The organism is Streptomyces sp. NPDC059534 (assembly GCF_042743475.1).
Lineage (GTDB): Bacteria > Actinomycetota > Actinomycetes > Streptomycetales > Streptomycetaceae > Streptomyces.
The window spans coordinates 1-19,099 of record NZ_JBHWAQ010000069.1 but is presented as its reverse complement, the minus strand read 5'-3'; the positions used below and the strand labels follow the sequence as shown (position 1 = coordinate 19,099).

Sequence of the window (19,099 nt, the reverse complement as noted above, 5' to 3'; positions counted from 1 at the left end):
GGTCTCCTGCGGAGACACGACGCGGAGTGACTGCGTCACTCCCAATGTTGCGGCGCCGCTGCGCGGCGCTCGGCTGGCTACCTGAGAGGCAGTCACCTTCGGTGTCTGCGGGATGGTGAGGTGGGTGGAGGAGTGCGGGTCATGGGGTGGAAGCTGGTATGTGGTTTGGCGCCCGCCTGCGGCGGGTTGTGGTGCGGTAAGTAAGTTGTTTTTCTTGGTTGTTGATGGGTTGTTGGGTGACGGGTTTGGATGCCGGTCCCTGCGGGGCCGGCCGATACGGGATGCCTTCACTTCGCCCCGTGAAGGCTCCAGGAGGCGTCTAGGGCGACTCAGCCGGCGCTCAGAGGTTCCCTCGGTCCGCTAGAGAGTTGTCACTCTAAGTAGAGATTAGCAGTGCATCCCGATTTTCAAGTGGTCTAGACCCAAAATGATCACAGGCGGCGCCCCCAGAGTGGACACACGATGCTCCGAAGCCGGAAGAGCATGCCGAAACCACAAAACTGCGCCCACCACCAACCCCCACCACCAGACAGCCACATGACGAAAACGCAAAAACCGCACCACCAACACCCCCTGGCGCCACATCACCACCCCCCACGCAAAGCACATAAGACAGCCCATCACCCACACCGAACATCACCCCTCTCCAAGAACGAAGACGAGCAAGAAGCACAGGGCCTGCGGCCCCGCACCACAAACCCAGCACCCCCACAGGGCGCCCAGGACGTCGAGGCGCCCCGCACCACAGATGAACGGGACAACGACAGGAGTCCCCCGCAACACGGGGCAAGGCCGCCACCACAGGAACAACGCCAAGGCGCAGCAGGGGCCCGTGGCTGCGAGCGCCGGGCTGGGGCACAGGGTTATGGCGCAGGGTTGTGGCCGGCCCTGAGGAGTCGTGCACCCGACGGGCTCCGTATTCGGTACACAGACCCGCAGGGCAGCGAGAGCAGCAACGGGCCAGGACGGACAGGCACACAGGTGACAGAGGCATCAGACCGCGTATGCGGAAAACGCAAACACCCACAGCTTCACGACCTGCACGTATGCGGAAAACGCAAACGCCTGAAGAGTGATCCCTTAGAAATGCGGGAACCGCATACGGTGACGAAGAACGACCCAGCCACAGACCGGCCACACACACCCAGACACGTACAGAAAACCAACACCGAATCCCAGTCGCTCCAGTCACTCACACCCCGGCCCCAGACCCCCACCCCCACCAGACCCACCCCCAAGAGCAGGACCAGAACAGCCCCCCGCTGGAGGACGGTGAGACCCCGTCGACGAACACGCCAGTGCAAAAGCAGGCAGGTCGGGCCAGGCCCAAGGCTTTCGGATCCTGCAGCGCCTCGAGTCAGAAGGACGGCGGGAGGAGGACTGCGGCTGTCATTCGGCCGGGCGCAGCCACTGCTGGTAGCTGACGGCCTCGAAGCTCGGGTGCAGGTAGCCGCCGCACCACAGGACCCAGGACGGGCTGAACGTCATCGGCGCTGTCCGTTTGCTTAGGGGGTGCCTGGGCGGGGCCGACTGTGGTGGGCGTAGGCGGCAGCGTTCGGCGAAGCCGGTCAGGGTTGGCGCAGTGCAGGGCCGGCACCGGCAAGCCGCTGGTCGCCTCTAGTGCGAGACGCGGCAGCCGGCGCACAGCCACCTTCGCCGCGCCTGCTTCGGGAACGCCCTGCCGCCGAATCGGAGTCGCTGCACCGGATTAGGGCTCGATAAAGGTCAAAGTCTGTGCATCAAGGTCGAGTTCCAGGCTGCCGCCGCCGTGTTTGCGCAACTGCCGCCATGCGTCGTATCCGGTCATGATGGCTTTCTCCCAGTCTGCGGTGCGCAGCACGTTGACCTCCAGGTGGGCCGTCATGTGGTCAATGGTCGTGAGCAGTTCGTGGTCGACGTGGCGGAAGTCTTCGAAGTAGCGGTGGCGACTGGCATAGGAGAACACGAGGGCGCTGATGCCCTCCTCGATGGCGATGGCGCGGCCGCCGTCTTCGGCTTCGTCGATGCCGGGGCGGCTTCGACGCTTGCAGTCGAGAAGAAAACGGGTGACGGGTGACCAGCCGAGGACCGCTGCGTGGCCGAGGTGGAGGGCGTCGTGGAAGCGGTAGTCGTCCTCGATGTGGCTGGCGCTGGTGAGGGGGTCGCCGGCGGTTTCACCGTCCTCGCGGGTGACGATGATGACGGTTCGCCCGTCGGGCGTGGGGGTGGGAGTGAAGGTGACCGTGGTCTTGCGGGGAAGCTGTTCGCAGGCCGGATAGTTTGTGTCGAATCGCATGCGTTCGTGGGCCGGGGTGGCACGCCAGCGGTCCTTGGCCTTCTCAAGGCTGGCGGCGGCGATGTCTTCGAGGCTGAGGCCGAGCCGGTTGGCGAGGGCTGCGATGTACCAAAGGACGTCGCCGAGTTCTTCGCGCAGTTGCTGCTTGGACGGTGTCGCCTCGCCGCCGTCGCGCAGGCGTTTCTTGTAGGCGGTGATGACGGAGCCGGCTTCTCCGATCAGCCCGAGCAGTGGCACGAGGACGGGATCAGTGCCGTCGGCGGAGGGCTGCAGTGTCTTGAGCGCGGCTTCCTGGTAGCGGGCGAGATGCACACACACTCCCTTGATGGATCTTCAGGCAAGTCTGTCGGATTTCCCGACAGTGTTCTACAGTAAGTCATGCCGGGTTATTCGTCCGGGAGTTGCGCGAAGGGGCTGGATTCAGAGCATGCCGCCGCACACGGTCCAGGAGATCGTCGACATCACGATCGGCTTCCTGGCGAACCACCAGGGCCGGTCTGTCGGGGAGGTCTACGAGGAACTTGCCGCCCGTGGACAGGAGTTGCCGGTCGACTCCGTTCTGGTGATGGAGATCCTGACGCGGGTCGAGCAGCGTTTCGACGTTTCCATTCCGGCCGACGCCGAAGCCGGGCGTTCGCTGCGATCGGTCTGGGCATTCGCGGAGACCGTGTACGACACCATGCAGGCAGAGGAGCAGGAAGAATGATCGACAGGGCACAGGCCGGCGGCGGGGACGAATCGGAGCAGCGCGCCCTGCTGGGTCGGCGATTGAAGGACACACGCGAGTACCTGGGTCTGTCTCAGCAGCAGGTCGCCGAGCGGACCGGCATCGTCCGGTCGGCCATCAGTGACATCGAGCGAGGCGTTCGCCGGGTCGAGGTGATGGAGCTGCAGAAGCTCGCGCGCCTGTACCGGCTGTCGGTGTCCTACTTCCTCGATGAGGACGAGGCTGCTGATGCCGGGGAGCACGCGTTCGCAGGCCTGCCCCGTACCAAGCAGCCGCTGAGCGAGGGCGACCGCATCGAGGTCGCGAAGTTCATCCAGTATCTGCAGGCCAAGCGGGAGGCCGAAGAGCAGGACGGGCAGGCTCCGCGGCGGCGGCCCGGCCGGGCGCGGTGAGTTGGAACAACGCCCATGGCACGGCGATGATCGCGGCCGCCCAGGCGCATGAGGACCTTGCGATCACCCATGACGACGGATACGTCGATGTCTTCGGTGCCCTGCGCACCGAAAGGGTCGAAGTCATGGGGCAGCTCCTCGGCGGGCTGCTGGGCCTGTATGTGGGGCAGGAGGACGGCGGTCCGGCATGTCTGCTGAACGCGGGCCTGGAAGAAGTGAGCATGCGGCACACCGCCGCTCACGAGCTGGGGCATCACCGGCTGGGTCACAGGACCAGCTATGACCATCAGCATGCGCCCGGCCGGTGGGGTGAGGGGTGGCCGCAGCATGAGCGGGACGCGGAGGCGTTCGGGTCCTGGTTCCTGATGCCCAGGCCCGCCGCGCGGGCTGCGCTGGCCCGCTGCGGGCTGGTTCGGCCCGATTCCCCGAGCGACGTGTACCGGATGGCTCGCTGGACGGGAACGCCCTATGCCACCACCGTGCGGCATCTGGTGCGGCTGAAGATGATCGACCGGTCGACGGAGACGCTCTGGCTCAAGCACTCCCCCGGCTCTCTGAAGGCTGAGCTCGCCGGCGGGACGCCGGTCGGGCCCCGGAACCACCTGCATGTGCTGACGGGTGCCGCACACCAAGCCACGGTGCACGTGGAAGCCGGCGACTGCCTCCTTCTGCAGATCCCCGGCGGCCGCTTCGATCATGTGCCGGCATGCCTGAGCTTCACAGTCCCCGAGTTCGCCGGCCAGATGTCGCTGCTGGACAGCCCCCACGACCCCACGCACGCAGAGGCCGTGTGGGTGGGCGAGGACTTGACAGACGACTGCGCCCTGACCGCAGAGGTGCCCGGCAGTACGGACCTTTTCCGTGTCACGGTCCGGCGAACACCGAACCGCAGAGGCGCCGACCACTACCGCGGCTGATGCGCCGCAATTCCTTGATGCACCTTCCTCCCCTACGCCCGAGTCCGCGCACCTGGCCGAACAAGGAGTGATCCGTTGCAGACGTTCACCGTCGACGCCCCCGACATCTCGCGCGCATGGCTCGAAGCATGCGAGCAGCTCGCGAAGCTCCCCGGAACCAGGGCCTTCCACACTGTGGTTCGCATCGCGCAGCCGCTGCGGGAGGATCCGCAGCTGCGCAGCGAGCTCGACCGGCTGCGCTCGGCTCGCACGGCGCCGCTCTACCCCATCGACACCGTCGTCAACACCCTTTTCCCCGTGGGGCTCGCAAAGACCTGCCAGAACCACGAGGAACTCGCCGAGCGCTACCAGGCCCTGTACCCCAGGCTCCGTAAAGTCCGGCGCAATGCGCACGGAACCTACTTCGGGCGTCTCATCGCCTACCCCGGTGCGGGGAAGAAGCCCGATCCTGTCGACCAGATCGCCCGGGTCATCAGCCGCATGGACAAGCTGCGTACTACCGCCAAGTGGAGCGCGGTGTACGAGGCAGGAACCGCGCACGTCCTGGATTCCGAGGAAATCGCTGAGGAAGAGCCGGACTCGGCCGAGGACACCGAGGCCGTGGTTCGTGCGGCCGCGCTGGACACCCAGCCGCGGGACTTCCCCTGCCTGAGTCACTGCTCGTTCCAGTTCGACGCCGCCACGAACTCCGTTCACCTTGCCGCCTACTACCGCAGCCACTACATGTTCGACCGCGCCTACGGCAACTATCTGGCACTGGGGCACCTGTGCGCATGGGTAGCCGAGCAGGCGGGCCTGAAGCCCGGCACGCTGACCGTCCTCGCCGGCAGCGCACGGCTCGACTGCACCAAGGCCGAACTCCAGCGCATCCAGGACGCTGTGGCTCACCCGCCCCTGTTCCGCCTCAACGAGTAGCGCTCCTGCCACCTCCCTCCGGGGCGCAGCAAGCCTTCCCGTGGAGTCACAGAGCGTGTCACGACACCTCAGGGTCTGTCCGGACGGTGTCGTCCAGAGCGAGTTCATCGGGCGATGAACGGCGCGCCGCTGCCCTCCTCGTGAGCGAGGGCAGCGGCGCGTCGGTCGAGGCGGTCAGGTGTTCAGACCCCACTTGGGCGGGAACCAGGCACTGACCGGCTTGGCATCGAGGCGGTAGGACTGCTTGATACGGCTGCGGCCGCTGATGCCGGCGATCTCGGGGTGCGCGACCCGGGCGTACTTGTCGACCTCACAGAAAAGGTTCTGGCAGTCGATCAGCTGGAGGGGACGTCCCTTGAGCCCGCGGAAGGGCAGTTCGAGGCGTGTGAAGTGCTCCTCCTGCGTATCGGCCATGTAGCGGATGACGTCGGCTTCAATGCCGTCGGCCCTGCGTCCGAAGCACTTTCGAATGCCGTCACGGGCGCCGGGGCCGGGCATGACGAAGTCCATCTCGGAAAACGGCATCTGCGACGCGTAGTTCAGGTCGATGGTGAACTGATAAGCGAGAAACGGTCCGAGCGCCGGGTAGCTGAGCAGCACCTCGTACGCTTCGCGCATGGTGGCGGCGTCCAGGACACGGTCCGGGGCTCCCGTGGTCATCATCATCTGCAGCAGCCGCAGGTGGTTGCGGTGCTTGCGTCCTTCCCCCAGCTGGGGCGGCGGGACGATGTAGGCAGCCGAGTACAGCTTCTCGCCCTTGGCGAACGCCGCAGACAGAATCTCGTCGTAGGCGCGGTAGTCGTAGGTGTCCCAGCGGACCTCTCCGAGTTCCCGGTTCAGCAGCTGCCAGGTCGAGTCCTTGTTGAAGATCTTGTACAGCAGGGTCCGGAAGAACACCTCGTCCCATTCCTGGGGACCCTGGTAGATCACCCCGGAGATCAGACTCTGGCTTACGCGGTCGGCCGCGCGGTAGCAGTTGGTGAAGCGGTACTGCCTCAGGATCGGATCCCGTGTCCACGGTTGAGGCCGGCCCGCCAGGCGGGCCTCGTAGACCGCTTGCCGGGCTGAGGCGAACCGCCAGTAGCTGTCGAACACCGGCGTCGGCTGCAGTGTCCGACCCGCCACCCGCACCACCCCGGAAGCGGCGCCGTTGGGGCCGGATGTATGACGGTCTTGCAGCAGCATCACCATGAGGCGCAATATATATTCGATATGTGTCGGCTGTCACCGAGGGGGACCGTTGGACTTGCTGTGTCAGCAGCAGCGCCATGTGACGTCGGTGAGCTGGCCCGTAGACGTCGACACCCGGGTCAACCTCCTCGTCCGCGCGGCTGCTGCAGTGGGCGAACGCACGTCTCGCGCGGAGCTGTTGGCCGCCCTGGTGTCGGCAGTCGAGGTTGACCCTCAGCATCTCGCCGACCTTCTACACAGGTACCGCCGCCTATCTTCGGACACATTCGCTGGTGACAAAGATCGTGACGACCTTCCCCTGGTCCGTTCACCCGGTCCGCGCCGCGTGGCTCGGTCTTCCTAACGAGCACCGGGGATCGAAGTCACATCAGGGGCGGGTGCTCCCTGCCTGAGCGACCCCCGCCTCACCCCCGGGCGCAAGCCGGTGCCGCGTACGACCGCCTGGCGGATCTTCAACGGCACGGCTCTGCCTGCCAGCACCGAGCAGCTGATCACCTTCCTGAACGCCTGCGGCATCCGCCCGGCCCTGCAGCGCAGGTACATCGATGCCTACATCCACGTCGTCGCCCAGCGCGGCTCGCGCCGCCTCCCCCGGGGGCGCGCTCCATGGCACTGCCCAGTCCCGTCCACCCGGTCCCCGTGGCCCGTGGCGGAACCGGCTTCGACGTCGCCCCGCTGGCCAGAGCCATCACGGTATTCGCGGACTCCGTCCCCCACATCGAACCCGACGCACTGGCTTCCGCGCTGGCTCCCGCTCTCGTGGCATTCGCGGATCGCATCGCACCCGTGGGCCGACTGGTCAACCAGGAGACACAGCGCAACTGGGCCGCTCTACCTGCCTGGACCGTGGCTTTGTCCCGCTTCGTCGAGCTCAGCTGTGCCTTTGCCGACAACGCCTTCGCCACGGGCACCGACGACACCGGCATCGACCTCATCGCCCCCACCGGCGACGGGAACATCCAGCCCCATCAAGTCAAGAGCTGCAGGGGGCGGCCCGGGTCGCCCCCTGGCGGGCACCCAGGTCTCCCCGCCGGCACGGCCCGCTCCGGCAAGGTTGGCCGGCTGAGAGCGGTCAAAGGCGGGCGAGGGGACAGATCCTGCGCCGCGGCCGACTGCGGGCACTGCCCTTCCTGACCTGAAGGGCCGAGCACGGCATCGTCCGGGGAGCGGGGAGCGTCCTCGGCACATTCCTGGTCGGTGGGTGCCGTGCCCCTGGTCTGGGCTAGGGCTATCCGAGCCAGACGATGCTCAGGACCGACAGGCGATGGGTGAGGCGGTTGACGGTGTAGACGACGGAGAGCTGTCCGACGGATGCCGCGCGGACGTCCTCGCCCTCCGGGTCGCCGGGGTTCCACTGCGGCCAGCCCCACGGGGAGCGGACCGCGATGTCCAGCAGGTCGCGGACCATCTCCCGGGCGGGGTCGGGGAGCGCGGTGAGCGCCTTGGCGGCCTGGGGGGACAGGCGCGCTGCCCACGGCTGGTCGGTCACGGGCGGCGGCCGAGGACGTCGTCGAGGTCCACGAAGTCGGAGTCGTCTTGTCCTGCGTCCATGAAGGCGTCGACGTCCCCGGCGGCGGCGGCGCGCAGCTGCCAGGTGCGTACGACCTCGTGCAGGGGGGTGAGGCTGAAGGTGTGCCGGGCGTCGTCCAGGGCCTTGGCCCAGTCCCGCTCGAATGCCGGGACCCACGTCTCTGCCCGGCGGTCCGCGCGCAGCTGGGCACGCAGTTCGGCCGGCGCGCCGGGCGCGGGAGCGTGCGGCATGGGGGGTGCGTGGTCGGGCTGGGCACTCATCGGCTGTTCCTCCCGGCGGCGGGTCCTAGCGCAACGGTACGCGCGTCGGGTCGCCATGGATGCGGGCATGGGCCAGATCGGCGGCGACACGCGCCCGCTTGGTGAAGGCGGGGATTGGACTAGTTCCGGCCCAGCCGGTGGGCATCCACATGCTCTGACGGGTTGAGGCGCTTGTGGTCCTGTGCTGTGTCCCGTCAGGGGCCGGGGGATGAGAACTCACAGATCAGGGTGTCGTCCCGGGTGGCGTGCGCTGTCCGTGTGCGTGGCTGAGCAGGTACAGGGCTGCCTGGAGGATGAGTGCGACGTAGTGCCTGGGCGGGGTGCCGGTCAGGCCGTGGAGGATGTCGTTGCGCAGGTTCATACCGCGGTCGGAATCGACCAGGAGGAGTTCCAGCGCCCTACTCCAGTCCGCCGGGTACCCGGCCTTCGGCATGCTCTGGAGGAGTGTGCCCATCAGGTCGACGCCACCGGCGCTCTGTCCTCGCGCCACGGAGATGACAGGGACCTGGGGGCGTAGAAGCTGGCGGAGGATCTGTTCAAGCTGGGGCAGTGCCACGCACGCCGCGGCGTCGAATTCCTGCAGCCAGTAGTAGCGGAAGGCCCGGGCGAGGGTGCGTGCGCGAGGCTCGGGGAGCACCGTCTCGTGTGCCAGAGCGGCGGTCATTTCGGACTCGTCGGGCCGGAAGCGCTCGCCGATGCGGTCGAGCTGGATTGCGGTCAGCCTTCCGAACAGCCTCAGGCCGCGGACCTGCATCGCCACGGCGAGGTCGTCGTCGGCGTCGACGGGCGGGCGGACGAAGACCGGTCCGGCTGGGTTGATACGCGAGCGCGGGATCCGTAGCAGTCCCTCGAGCGCGCCGTCGGCCTCGGCCTCGGCCTGCGCGCGCATCGCCGGGTGGATGTCCTGCACGGTGATCCAGAGGGCGGTGCGCAGTTCCGGGGCGGCATCGACCTGATCCTGATGCCAGAGGACCACTGCGGGCGGGATGGTGCCCTCGGTGCGGATGGAAGTTCCTTCCGGCGTGGTCTGCTGCAGGGCCATCTCGGCGCGGGCTCGCAGGTCGGGCAGTCCCCGCTTGTGCGCTTCGGTCGCTGCCTGCGTCAGGAAGTACAGGCGTCGGTGGCCGGCGTCGGCGGTATCGGCGGCGTCGAGGAGGGTATGGACCACGGCGGTGTCGATCTCCGCGTGGCGGCTGGGGGGCGCGTCCTTGCGCAGCGCGTCGAGGAGGCCGAGCCGGACATCCATGTCGTGGGTGAAGAGGCTGGCCGCCTGTTCGGCGAGGTCGGCGACATCGCACTTAAGGGTCTGCAGCGTTTCCAGGGCGGCCAGCAGGGGCCGTCCCTCTTCCTCGGTGCCGGCCAGGAGGCGCTCGGCGAGGGTGAGGGCGTCCTTGGTCGCGCGCTCGCGCAGGTCGGGCTGCTTGAACTTGAGAGAGAGCTCCCCGGCCCTCTTCAGGCACTGGGCGGCCCGCGGCCACCTGTGGCCGTCTTCGGCAGTCAACAGCAGTTGCACCGTGTCGAGGTATCCGATGGCCGCGCCGCGGACGTGGTCGGGCCTACGGCCGTGGCCGGCGTCGAGCAGCAGATGATGAAGGTGGCCACGGAGAAAAGGGTCATCCACGTGGTCTGCGTACAAGCTCCAGATCTCCACCTGCGCTGGCGCGGGCGGAGCCGGCGGCGTCTCCCCCGCCTCCTTCCGGGCCTTCGCCACCTGAGAGGGCCGACGGTACAAGGCCGCGACCAGCGCGTCCCGGTGTGCGATGGCCGTGTTCGAGCCGACGTCCGTGGCCTTGAGGGTCAGCGCGGTGGCCGGGTGGGAGACGGCGTCTTTCGCCGCCGTCGTAAGCGCGGTCAGCACGCTCGGCTCAATCTGGGACACGGGGCCTCGCTTTCGTCACCAGCAGTATCGGAGCAGCTGGGGTCCGCACGCACCGGTTTTCGTGTGTCTGGCGGCCCAGCGAGCCAGGTGCCGCAGACCACCCGCCGGTATCCCTGCCGGTGTCCCTCACCCCGCTCACTGCGCTCCCGGGAGAGGCATGCTCGCCGACGCGGGCACGTGTGCTGTTACCGCTGTTCGAGGCTGTCGGGCAGATCCCCGTCGCAGCCGAGCACCGGGAGGGTTACAGCCGCGGCTCGGTGTGACTGCCTCCTCAGGGTTCAGGCGGGGGTGATGTCGGCAGGGAGGCTGCGGGACGGGGTGGTGGTGAAGAAGGCGCGCAAGGGTCGGTCGATGTGTTCTTCACGGCCGGTGCCTTGGGCGGCGGCATCGAGCAGGGGCGCGAGGTCGTCGGTGTCGGAAGGTGTCAGGACGAGCCAGCGCAGCATGATCTCCAGGGTCATGAGCCTGAGGGTGCGCAGCTCCTCCTGCTTCTCCCTCTCCGTCTGGTTGTTGATCACCTTGCCGTGGACGTAGAGGGACCGGGCGGTGTACGCGTCATCGATGACGGTGTGAGCCTGGTGTCGGTGGGCGGGGGTGAGGAACAGCGCGGACGCGCGGGTCCGCAGGCTGCGCACGATCCCTCCGCGGGAGTCGTTGGGGCTGCGGAGCAGGGCTTCCAGGGCGATAACGTAGTCGAGAAGCAGTTCGTCGGCTTCCACTTGCCAGACGCCGTAGTCGTTGTAGGTGCGCTGGTAAGCGGCCAGGAGGTGTCGGGCGGCGCGCTCGAGGCGCCGGGCGCGCTCCTTGGGGAGATCGTCCTCGTGATTCTCGCCGGCCATGACCGTGTTGATCTTCGCCGAGATAGCGCTGCAGAAGGTGGTCAGGTCCGGAAGGTCGGCGGCCGGAACGTGGAAGGCACCGGTGTCGTGGACCTCGGCCTCCGTCTCCCTGCCGTGGTGGTCTTCGTAAGTGTGCATCCTGGTGGGGACAGTGAAGGGGTTCAGGGCGAAGCGGCGGCCGCGCTGAACGGTGAAGACCGAGTCCACGCGCAGGAGTTCGGTGTCCCACAGCATCAGCGGGAGGAGGCCCTGCCAGTGGGGGGCTTCCGCTCTCGGGCCGGTGGAGTCGAACCAGGTCGTGCGGCGGGTGACCTTGTGGTCGGGGTCGGGGACGTGGAGGAACGGTGCGCCGGTGAGCAGGCCGAGATCGAGGCCACCGGGCTTGAGTCCGTTCAGCGCTGGCATCGGAACCCTCTGGCGCAGTTCGTCCAGGGTGAAGGTCTGCAGGGTGTACTGGCCCAGCTGGATCCGCGTTCCGCGGGGGAGGTCGGCGTTGAGGAGCAACCATCGTTCGGGGACTGGTGCCGGGCCGGTGCAGAAGGCGACGAAGCTGTCGGCGACCTCAGACAGGGGCACGTCCGCGCCCTGGGCGATCAGGCGTGTCGCCGCGCCCAGACCCGACTCCCCCAGCAGGGCCGAAAAGCTCGGGACCCAGTCCCCTTCGACCTTCCCGTAGAGGTCGGGGTGCTCGTCCCTGGGTGCCGCGGCGACCACCGCATCTTCGAGGGTCTCCCACTGCGGCAGGGCCGCCAGAGCTACGTCGGTGATGGCCTGAGGAGTCGGCGGCAGGCCGCGGGCGTGCTCGAGCCACGACAGCACGGCTCCACGCAGGGGAAAATGCTTGCTCATACAGCCCGAAACTAGCTGCCCGCCTCGCCCGTGGGCAGCGGTTTTCCCACACCTGGGTAAGAGCTGAATGAAGCCGGGGCTGCCCGCTTAAGAACTCCTAACGAAATGATCTTTGAGGTGGTTGGATCGCTCCGGGAGCGTTGATCCGGGGGTGTGGGGTGGCTCGGCGGAAGCCGTGGGATGTCGATGACGAGTTGTGGGCGGTGATCGAGCCGCTGCTGCCGAAGGTCGAGCCTCGGGTCCGGTATCCGGGACGCAAGCGGCATCCGGACCGGCTGGTGTTCCAGGGCATCCTGTTCGTGCTGCACACCGGGATCGCCTGGGAGCATCTGCCGCAGGAGCTCGGCTTCGGCTCGGGCATGACGTGCTGGCGCCGCCTGGCCGAGTGGACCGAGGCCGGCGTGTGGCCCCGGCTCCACGAAACGCTCTTGGCCAAGCTCCGCAGCGCGGACGCCCTGGACTTCTCCCGTGCGGCGGTCGACGGCTCCCACATCCGCGCGTTAAAGGGGGCCCCAAGACGGGACGAAGCCCTGTCGACCGGGGCAGGACGGGCAGCAAGCACCACTTGATCACCGACGCCACCGGCATCCCGCTCGCCGTCACCCTGACCGGCGGCAACCGCAACGACGTCACCCAGCTCATCCCACTGCTCCAGGCAGTGCCCCCGGTGAGGGGCAAGCGTGGCCGGCCCCGGCGCCGCCCGGACGTGGTGCTCGCCGACCGTGGCTACGACCACGACAAGTACCGCCGCCTCGTCCGCGCACTCGGCGTGAAACCACTGATCGCTCGACGCGGCACCGAACACGGCTCCGGCCTCGGAACCCAACGCTGGGTTGTTGAGCGTGCCTTCGCCCACCTGCACTGGTTCCGCCGCCTGCGGATCCGCTGGGAGATCCGCGACGACATCCACGAAGCCTTCCTCACCCTGGGATGCGCACTCATCTGCTGGCGGCGCCTGTCACAGCCGACTCGAGCCCTTGTCCTCCCGCAGTAGCCATTCCCTGACCGAAGGAGCACGGTCAAGGAACTGGCTGACCTGCATGCCTTCTTCGCGTGAGGTCACCCTCGGCAGCGGGGCGAAGTCGTCGGGAAGCACGTCCAGCCAGCTCACCACGCGGTCTCCCGCACGCAGAGTGATCAACAGCTCGCACCGCAGCTGGCGTGGAACGTCCGGGCGGTGGGACAGGCTGTTCCACAGGGCCGGCCACAGGTAGTGGGTGCCATCGGGCGCCGCGTTCGCCCGCACCCACGCCGGGTCCAGTCGCGAGTTCAGGCTGAGGTCACACGCCCGCTCCTCCAGCCCGAACAGCGAGGCCGAATCGATGGCTTTCACCTCGCGCGGCAGCGGTTGATCGAAGTGCATCGCCCCATGCTGCCCGACAGCACCCTGCGATGAGGAGTCGACCCCAAAGAGTCATTCCGTTAGGAGTTCTTAGGCACGGTGTTGCGCAGCGCACGGTGTGAGCTGCGGCTGACTCAGCTTCAGGTCGGCCGGATCGTCGGATACTCGGCGTCGGCGATCTCGCGGATCGAGAGCGGGCGGATGCGCGTGGACCTTGAGACGCGCCTGCGTTTGGCCCGCGCGCTGGGTATCCCCCCGGAGCGGGTGAGCGGGTTCCCTGTCCCCGCGGGCCCGGTGATCGATACCGTGGCGGACGTACCGGTGCCGGACGAGGAGGACGCGATGCGTCGCAGGACTGTGCTGACCGGGGCTCTGGCTGCCGGGACGGCGGCCGTCGTCGGCACGGGCGCGGCCGCCGCGGTGCCGGCCGCGCGCCTGGAAGACGTGCTGTTTCATCTCCCGAGCGGTGAGCCCGCGCCGCTCCAGGCCCTGGCGACCCGGACGGCCGCGGCGCGCGAGGCGTTCACTGCCGCCCGCTACACCCGGCTCAGTGCCGCTCTGCCCGGCCTGCTCTCCGTCGCCGAGGCGACCAGGGACGCCGCCACCGGCCGGGCCCGGCAGCATGCCTCCGCGATCCTCGCCCGCGCCTACGTCCTGGCCGCCGAACTGGCGTCGAAAGAGCACTCCGACGCCGCGTGGGTCGCGGCCGACCGTGCCCTGGGCGCCGCGCGGGCCAGCGGCATGCCGGTCCCCATCGGCGAGGCCTCCCGCGTGCTCGCCATCACCATGCGCCGCTCCGGCCGGTCGGCCGCAGCCGTCTGCCTCCTCACCCACGAAGCGGCCGGTCTCGACCCCGCCGAGGCCCGCACCGGCGCCGTCCGGACCACGCTGCTGCTCAGCGCGGCGTACTCGGCCGCCGCGGGACGCGACCGCACCACGGCGCTCGCCCTGCTGGACGAGGCCGAGGAGGACGTCAAGCGCCGCCCCGGCGCCCCGGGCGGGCTCTTCACCGTCGAGGCCACACGTGCTCAGGTCGACGTCTATCGCATCAGCGCCCATAACGCGCTGGGCACCCCTGACGAGGCGGTGAGTGTCACGCGGGGCCTGAACGTCGGCCTCATGCCGACCGCAGAACGCCGGGCCCGTGCCTGGACCGACACGGCCCGCATGTGGCACGCGCTCGGCGACGGCACGCAGGCGTTCGCCGCTCTGCGCCGCGTCGAGCAGGAAGCCGCGCAGGAGGTCCAGCGTCCGGCACTGCGGGCCCTGACGTCGAACCTGCTCTACGGCCCCACGCGCCTGCCCGGCCTGCGCGAGTTCGCCGCCCGTACCGGGGCCGTCCCCGCCTGAGCGACACACCCCCGGCCCCGGTCGACGGGCTGGTCCCGGTCCGCGCTCACGGTGCCGGCGCGAACCAGGCCCGTTCCTCGTCCTTCTCCACCAGCGCGATGATCTCCCGCATCCGCTCGCTCATCGGCGGCAGCGCTTCGAGCCGGTGCCAGCCGACCTCGACCGACTCGTCATCGCAGACCCGGGGCAGCTGGCCCGGGTCTGCCGGGCGGCAGGCGAACACCAGCTCCAGGTACTGCGCGCGGTCGCCGTTGCCGTGCCTGACCGGCGGGGAGTGCGTGACGGCGGCGAGCCGCTCCACCACCACCCGTACTCCGGTCTCCTCCTCGACCTCGCGCACCACCGCGGCGGCCGGGTCCTCCCCCAGCTCCACGATCCCGCTCAGCGGCGTCCACAAGCCGGCGGCGGACCGACGCTGCAAGAGAACCTGCCCATGCTCGTCGCGGACCACCGCGACGACCCCCGGCAGCCACAGCAGACAATCCGGACCGACCGCATTCCGCAGATCTGACACAAAATCAGGAATCATGCACCCACCCTAGGCAGCCGAAGAGGGCACCGCCGGGGATTCACCACTCCCAGCCCAGGACACTGCCCTGTGCCGCATACACCCGCGCCCTCGCCGGGGGGGGGATGGCGAGGGCACAGGCGGAGGCTACAAGGGGAGCGACGACCAATCGGCTCACAACCGCCTCTCCGCGAGAGTAGCCCGGCCCGCCACGCGCGGGGACGGTCCGGGACCTCTGCGGGGATCAGAACTCGAAGACGAACCCGGTCGCGAACTGCCGCGCGCAGTCGGATTCGTACGTGTGCTTCCAGTGGATCTCACGGCCGCGGTAGGTGCCGTCCGCCGTCACGGGTGACGGAGCCCTCATAGGTGCGGGGCGGGCAGCTTCGCGCACCGGGCGCCCCAGGTGCGTGTCTTCGCCCCGGCGCGCGGGCTTCGGCGTGCGCCGCCGGGCACGTGTCTGCGCGGTCCTGCCGGTGGCGTGGGGACCTTCGGGTGGGGAGGGTTGTGCCCTACGCTCTGCGCCATGACACGAGGTGGTGCCCGCCGGGGCGGGCGGAAGGGCCAGACCTACACCGCCAAGCCCAACCTGCAGTCCTACGACGTCACTCCGGCTTCCGAGGTCACCGTGACACGGGCGGACGGCACGGTGGTGACCGAGCCCGCGAAGCAGGCGAAAGCCACGGTCCCCGCCCGGCGCAGCAGGGGCCCGATGGTGTGCGCCATCTGCGGCTACGCGATCAAGGGCCGGGTCCTTTACAGCTGGGAGCGCGGCCGCGCCCGCAACAAGCCGGTGCACGGCCGGTGCGATCCCAAGGCACGGCCCGAGCGCCCGCCACGTCCCGCTTCCTCGAAGAACGCCTACGCGACCCCGCCGCCGAAGAAGCGGCCCCCGGGGCCGCGCAAGCCCGTGGGCACCTGTCCCAAGTGCGGTGCGCCGCCGGGAGAGCGCTGCACCGTCCAGTACGCCGACGGCACGACCGAGCAGGTCGAGATCGGGCACCTGCAGCGCCGGGCCGCCCCGAGCGCGTAAGCGACGTACCAGCGCACCGTCGCAGACCTACGGGGCCCGGCCACCGCGACGACGGTTCCGGCATGCCGGGCCGTCTGCGACTGTCCGCCGAAGCCGCGGCGATGCGGACGGCCTGTCGGGCACGGTCAGCTCGGGTCTTGGTCGTCCTGCAGGGCGGGTGGTGCCTGCCAGAGAAGGGTTTCCAGTGGCCGCTGCAGGCGCCGCCCCGGGCCCGGCAGGGGGCTCATCACCGCAGACATCTCGTCGCTGAACAGAACGACCGGCTTGGCCGGTGCGTCAACACTCGTGGCGACAGCCTCATGCGGGTTGTTCCTCGTCATCTGCTCCCCCGTGGTAGTGCGGGCACTGCCTTATGCGAAGCGCCGTATTCGTTCGACCACCGCTTCACCGTACGGGGCCGAGATGCCCGCACTCCAACTCATTCGGCGTAGACGTGGCCGGGCCAGGACAGGGCCGTTGCGGTTTGGAGGACCGGCCGCGCATCAGCTCCTGCGCCAGGTCCCTGCCTCCACCTTCGCATCCCGCACCGACACCCGGCCCGGGCCGCCACCGGCTCACATCACCGGCTCCGCCGCCACCCTCACCCCCGACGGGGACACGTGGGCCGTGCGCAAGGGCGGGCCGGCGAAGCTGCGGACCCGCATCGAGGCCGTACGCCCGCTCTCTTTCAGGAGGCGGGTTCGTCACCCGTGGACTCGTCGAAGTGGACGGTGCCGTCCTCGCCGAGGCGCGGATGAAGCACGACGGGGGCGTGGGTGCTGATGTCGGAGAGGCGCGGGCCTTCCGGCCCGTCGGGGCCCCAGCGCAGCAGGCGCCGGGAGCGAGCGATGCGGTAGACGGTGCCGTGGGCCTCGACCTCGTCGCAGCGGCCGGTGCGCAGCCTGTCCGCGGCCTCCGCGAATTCCCTAAGCTCTGCGGCTGCCGCCTCGGTGACGCCGGCGGCCGGGTGGCGGGCGTCGACTGTGCGGTCAGCGTCGTAGGGGATCAGTCCGCGGGTGCGCGGTTCCATCCAGGTCAGGGCGAAGTCCAGGGTGCGGCGCGCGTCATGGGCGGTGGCCTGCAGCCCACTGCCCGGCGACCAAGGGCCGCTGCCAGATCGCTCGACGATCAGGAACGCCGCCGGCATCAGCAGGACGTCCGGATGACTCTCCACGGCCCGCGCGGAGTCCGCCAGGACCGGGGTAGGGAAGTTGGTCCCGCTGTAGGCCAAGGGGCGCAGCGCGACTCGCTCCGCCGCCTGGAGCGGGGAGAGGGGTGCGTCCGGATCCAGGGCAAGGTCGTCGTCAACCCGCGGACTGCGGGCGCCAGCACCGGGGCTCCAGTCCGGGGTGAGGGGTTCGGGGTCGGTGGGGCGCGGCGTCTCGATGCCGCCGTGCTCGTCGATGGCCGCATACTCCTCGGCCCGCACCACTCGGTAGCAGGTGCCGAGCACGGTGAGTTCGTCAACGTACTCGGTCTCCAGGCGGGCGACCGCTGCCAGCAGCGCGCGCCGTTCCTGTCTGCTCTTCGCCTGGTCCTTCGCTTGGAACCAGAGCAGGGAGTTCAGGGCGTCGCGGGCCTGCTGCGGACAGCCGTGGGTAACCTCGACGACCACCCGCCACCGCCGCCCGCCGTCCTGGTCTTGTGCGGCGACGCCGAACAGCGGGCCCCGTACCGCCAGAGCGCTGTAGCGTGCCGCCGCGTCGGCGGCATCAGCCTCCACCGCGGCTTCTACCGGCTCCACCGGAACCCTCACCAGCACCGGCCACTCCCCCGGTCCCGCATCCTGTTCGCTCACGCCACCATCGTGGCGGCCGCCGCGTCCTCGCATCGCAGTTTCACCGGATCTCCGCCTTGGTCTTGGGCCGCGGTGACATGGCGGGCGACCGTGGTACGCCACAGGGGCCCGGCTGACGCCGGGCCCCTGTCTCTCGTAGCGGGGACAGGATTTGAACCTGCGACCTCTGGGTTATGAGCCCAGCGAGCTACCGAGCTGCTCCACCCCGCGTCGGTGACACCACTCTACACAGCAGCCGACGCGGGACGGCGGTCAATTTCCGTGCGGGCCCTGGGGTCAGGCGCGGACGATGTTCTCGGCCTGGGGGCCCTTCTGGCCCTGCGTCACGTCGAAGGTGACCGTCTCGCCCTCGGCGAGCTCGCAGTAGCCGTTGCCGGAGATGTTGGAGTAGTGGGCGAAGACGTCCGACAGGGTGCACGGCACCCCTGGCAACTGCCGCACTCCCCCGGGAACCTCTTCGCCATGGGAGTCACCGGCAACGGAGACTACCTTTTCTGGGTCACCCAGCCCGCCGACACCCCGGACGAGTGGACCATCGCCGTCAACGAGGCCCTGCGCGCGCCCTGGTTCACCTACAACGGCTCCTTGACCGAATTCCTCGTCAGCGTCCTCAACGGGACCACAACCGTCCCCATGTTCCCCAAAGATCTCCTCGACCACGCTCCCGCCTTCACCCCGTCGACTCTCAAAAGCAGCACACCCGCCGCAGCCGCCCGGACACCCGTCAGCACACGGGCCATCCGCGACTGGGCCAACGCCAACGGATACGACCTGCCCGAACGCGGACGCATCCCGATCGAAATCATCGAGGCACGGAAGCAGGAGAACCCCAACTGACACACGCCAGCCGCCCTCCCTGCCGTGACAGTCACGCCCTCTACGCCCGGATCAATCAGGCGGGAACGTGACTCCGGTGGTGATCTCGTCGACAAGGTCACGCAGCGGGGTTCACCCGAGCGGGGTGGTCGCCACGGGAGGCCCTCTGGAGAAGGTCGACAACGGCGACGAGAAGCACGGTATGCACCCGCTTGTGGTTGACACCACGCTGCTGAACAACACCGAACGCTGACGGGCAGCGACCCCAGGTCAGCGACCTGAGACTTTGTTGTTGTCTAGAGCTCTCGGGGCCTCGTGCCATTCGCGTGCCATAGTCCCGCTCCCTCTCAGGGAAGCCGTTTCGCGTCGGAGCAGCGGCCCCGTTCCAGCACGGAGCACCCCCCTTAGACCGTGTCCTATGTGGTGAGGCGGAGGAGTCGTTTGTAGCAGCAGATGGCTGCGGCGAGGCCGAGGAAGGCCAGGTAGTTGCGGGGGTGG

17 protein-coding genes, 1 tRNA gene and 2 pseudogenes are annotated in these 19,099 nt (G+C 68.9%); 9 read left to right on the top strand and 11 right to left on the bottom strand.

Annotated elements, in window-relative coordinates:
- Positions 1-1,708 precede the first annotated feature (1,708 nt).
- Positions 1,709-2,587 (bottom strand): nucleoside triphosphate pyrophosphohydrolase family protein, encoded by an 879-nt coding sequence (locus ACFVZH_RS38265; protein ID WP_384904957.1) that lies wholly within the window; start codon positions 2,585-2,587, stop codon positions 1,709-1,711.
- A 13-nt stretch (positions 2,588-2,600) separates the two neighbouring features.
- Between ACFVZH_RS38265 and ACFVZH_RS38260 the strand changes: the two genes are divergently transcribed.
- From ACFVZH_RS38260 to ACFVZH_RS38245, 4 genes are all read left to right on the top strand, one after another.
- Positions 2,601-2,981, top strand: coding sequence for an acyl carrier protein (locus ACFVZH_RS38260; protein ID WP_384904954.1), 381 nt, complete (start codon positions 2,601-2,603; stop codon positions 2,979-2,981).
- Entirely contained in the window at positions 2,978-3,394 is a 417-nt protein-coding gene (locus ACFVZH_RS38255) for a helix-turn-helix domain-containing protein (RefSeq protein WP_384904951.1), read from the top strand. The genes ACFVZH_RS38260 and ACFVZH_RS38255 overlap by 4 nt, the downstream gene beginning before the upstream one ends.
- Positions 3,391-4,311 (top strand): ImmA/IrrE family metallo-endopeptidase, encoded by a 921-nt coding sequence (locus tag ACFVZH_RS38250; RefSeq protein WP_384904948.1) that lies wholly within the window; start codon positions 3,391-3,393, stop codon positions 4,309-4,311. The genes ACFVZH_RS38255 and ACFVZH_RS38250 overlap by 4 nt, the downstream gene beginning before the upstream one ends.
- 75 nt (positions 4,312-4,386) lie before the next feature.
- Positions 4,387-5,226 (top strand): hypothetical protein, encoded by an 840-nt coding sequence (locus ACFVZH_RS38245; protein ID WP_384904945.1) that lies wholly within the window; start codon positions 4,387-4,389, stop codon positions 5,224-5,226.
- A gap of 174 nt (positions 5,227-5,400) precedes the next feature.
- On the opposite strand, the gene ACFVZH_RS38240 is transcribed toward ACFVZH_RS38245, so the two are convergent.
- The 5 genes from ACFVZH_RS38240 to ACFVZH_RS38220 form a co-directional block, all read right to left on the bottom strand.
- Entirely contained in the window at positions 5,401-6,417 is a 1,017-nt protein-coding gene (locus ACFVZH_RS38240) for a nucleotide kinase domain-containing protein (RefSeq protein ID WP_384904942.1), read from the bottom strand.
- Between the two features lie 1,228 nt (positions 6,418-7,645).
- The gene (locus tag ACFVZH_RS38235; protein WP_384904939.1) at positions 7,646-7,906 is read right to left on the bottom strand and encodes a hypothetical protein; all 261 of its coding nucleotides are present in this window, start codon (positions 7,904-7,906) and stop codon (positions 7,646-7,648) included.
- Positions 7,903-8,208, bottom strand: a complete 306-nt coding sequence (locus ACFVZH_RS38230; protein ID WP_384904936.1) for a DUF6247 family protein — start codon at positions 8,206-8,208, stop codon at positions 7,903-7,905. The genes ACFVZH_RS38235 and ACFVZH_RS38230 overlap by 4 nt, the downstream gene beginning before the upstream one ends.
- Positions 8,209-8,431: 223 nt before the next feature.
- Positions 8,432-10,087 (bottom strand): hypothetical protein, encoded by a 1,656-nt coding sequence (locus ACFVZH_RS38225; protein ID WP_384904933.1) that lies wholly within the window; start codon positions 10,085-10,087, stop codon positions 8,432-8,434.
- Positions 10,088-10,365: 278 nt separating this feature from the next.
- A complete protein-coding gene (locus ACFVZH_RS38220; RefSeq protein ID WP_384904930.1) occupies positions 10,366-11,775 on the bottom strand; it encodes a hypothetical protein in 1,410 nt (469 codons plus the stop codon).
- Positions 11,776-11,933: 158 nt separating this feature from the next.
- Between ACFVZH_RS38220 and ACFVZH_RS38215 the strand changes: the two genes are divergently transcribed.
- Positions 11,934-12,769, top strand: a protein-coding gene (locus ACFVZH_RS38215) for an IS5 family transposase (RefSeq protein ID WP_384904928.1) whose coding sequence is annotated in 2 segments (ribosomal slippage) — positions 11,934-12,279 and positions 12,279-12,769 — 837 coding nt in all. Because the reading frame shifts where the segments join, the coding sequence is not laid out codon by codon here.
- On the opposite strand, the gene ACFVZH_RS38210 is transcribed toward ACFVZH_RS38215, so the two are convergent.
- Positions 12,734-13,138 carry a hypothetical protein gene (locus ACFVZH_RS38210; RefSeq protein WP_384904925.1) on the bottom strand — a complete coding sequence of 135 codons (405 nt, stop codon included), beginning with the start codon at positions 13,136-13,138 and terminating at the stop codon, positions 12,734-12,736. The genes ACFVZH_RS38215 and ACFVZH_RS38210 overlap by 36 nt on opposite strands.
- Before the next feature lie 78 nt (positions 13,139-13,216).
- On the opposite strand from ACFVZH_RS38210, the pseudogene ACFVZH_RS38205 reads away from it, so the two are divergent.
- Together ACFVZH_RS38205 and ACFVZH_RS38200 are read left to right on the top strand one after the other, a co-directional pair.
- Positions 13,217-13,369: pseudogene (locus tag ACFVZH_RS38205) on the top strand (helix-turn-helix transcriptional regulator); the annotation flags it as partial.
- A gap of 90 nt (positions 13,370-13,459) precedes the next feature.
- Positions 13,460-14,467 carry an XRE family transcriptional regulator gene (locus ACFVZH_RS38200; protein ID WP_384904959.1) on the top strand — a complete coding sequence of 336 codons (1,008 nt, stop codon included), beginning with the start codon at positions 13,460-13,462 and terminating at the stop codon, positions 14,465-14,467.
- Positions 14,468-14,513: 46 nt separating this feature from the next.
- Here ACFVZH_RS38200 and ACFVZH_RS38195 read toward each other — a convergent pair whose 3' ends face one another.
- A complete protein-coding gene (locus tag ACFVZH_RS38195) occupies positions 14,514-14,996 on the bottom strand; it encodes an NUDIX domain-containing protein (protein ID WP_384904923.1) in 483 nt (160 codons plus the stop codon).
- 505 nt (positions 14,997-15,501) lie between these two features.
- Between ACFVZH_RS38195 and ACFVZH_RS38190 the strand changes: the two genes are divergently transcribed.
- Positions 15,502-16,008 (top strand): hypothetical protein, encoded by a 507-nt coding sequence (locus ACFVZH_RS38190; protein ID WP_384904921.1) that lies wholly within the window; start codon positions 15,502-15,504, stop codon positions 16,006-16,008.
- Between the two features lie 667 nt (positions 16,009-16,675).
- Here ACFVZH_RS38190 and ACFVZH_RS38185 read toward each other — a convergent pair.
- The 3 genes and pseudogenes from ACFVZH_RS38185 to ACFVZH_RS38175 all read right to left on the bottom strand — a co-directional run.
- Entirely contained in the window at positions 16,676-17,785 is a 1,110-nt protein-coding gene (locus ACFVZH_RS38185) for a DUF5954 family protein (RefSeq protein WP_384904918.1), read from the bottom strand.
- A gap of 136 nt (positions 17,786-17,921) precedes the next feature.
- Positions 17,922-17,995 (bottom strand) — tRNA-Met (locus ACFVZH_RS38180).
- 66 nt (positions 17,996-18,061) lie between these two features.
- Positions 18,062-18,190, bottom strand: a pseudogene (locus tag ACFVZH_RS38175) (cold shock domain-containing protein); the annotation flags it as partial.
- A 57-nt stretch (positions 18,191-18,247) separates the two neighbouring features.
- Here ACFVZH_RS38175 and ACFVZH_RS38170 point away from each other — a divergent pair.
- Positions 18,248-18,622: a histone-like nucleoid-structuring protein Lsr2 gene (locus ACFVZH_RS38170; protein ID WP_384904915.1), complete on the top strand. Its 375-nt coding sequence runs from the start codon at positions 18,248-18,250 to the stop codon at positions 18,620-18,622.
- Positions 18,623-19,099 lie beyond the last annotated feature (477 nt).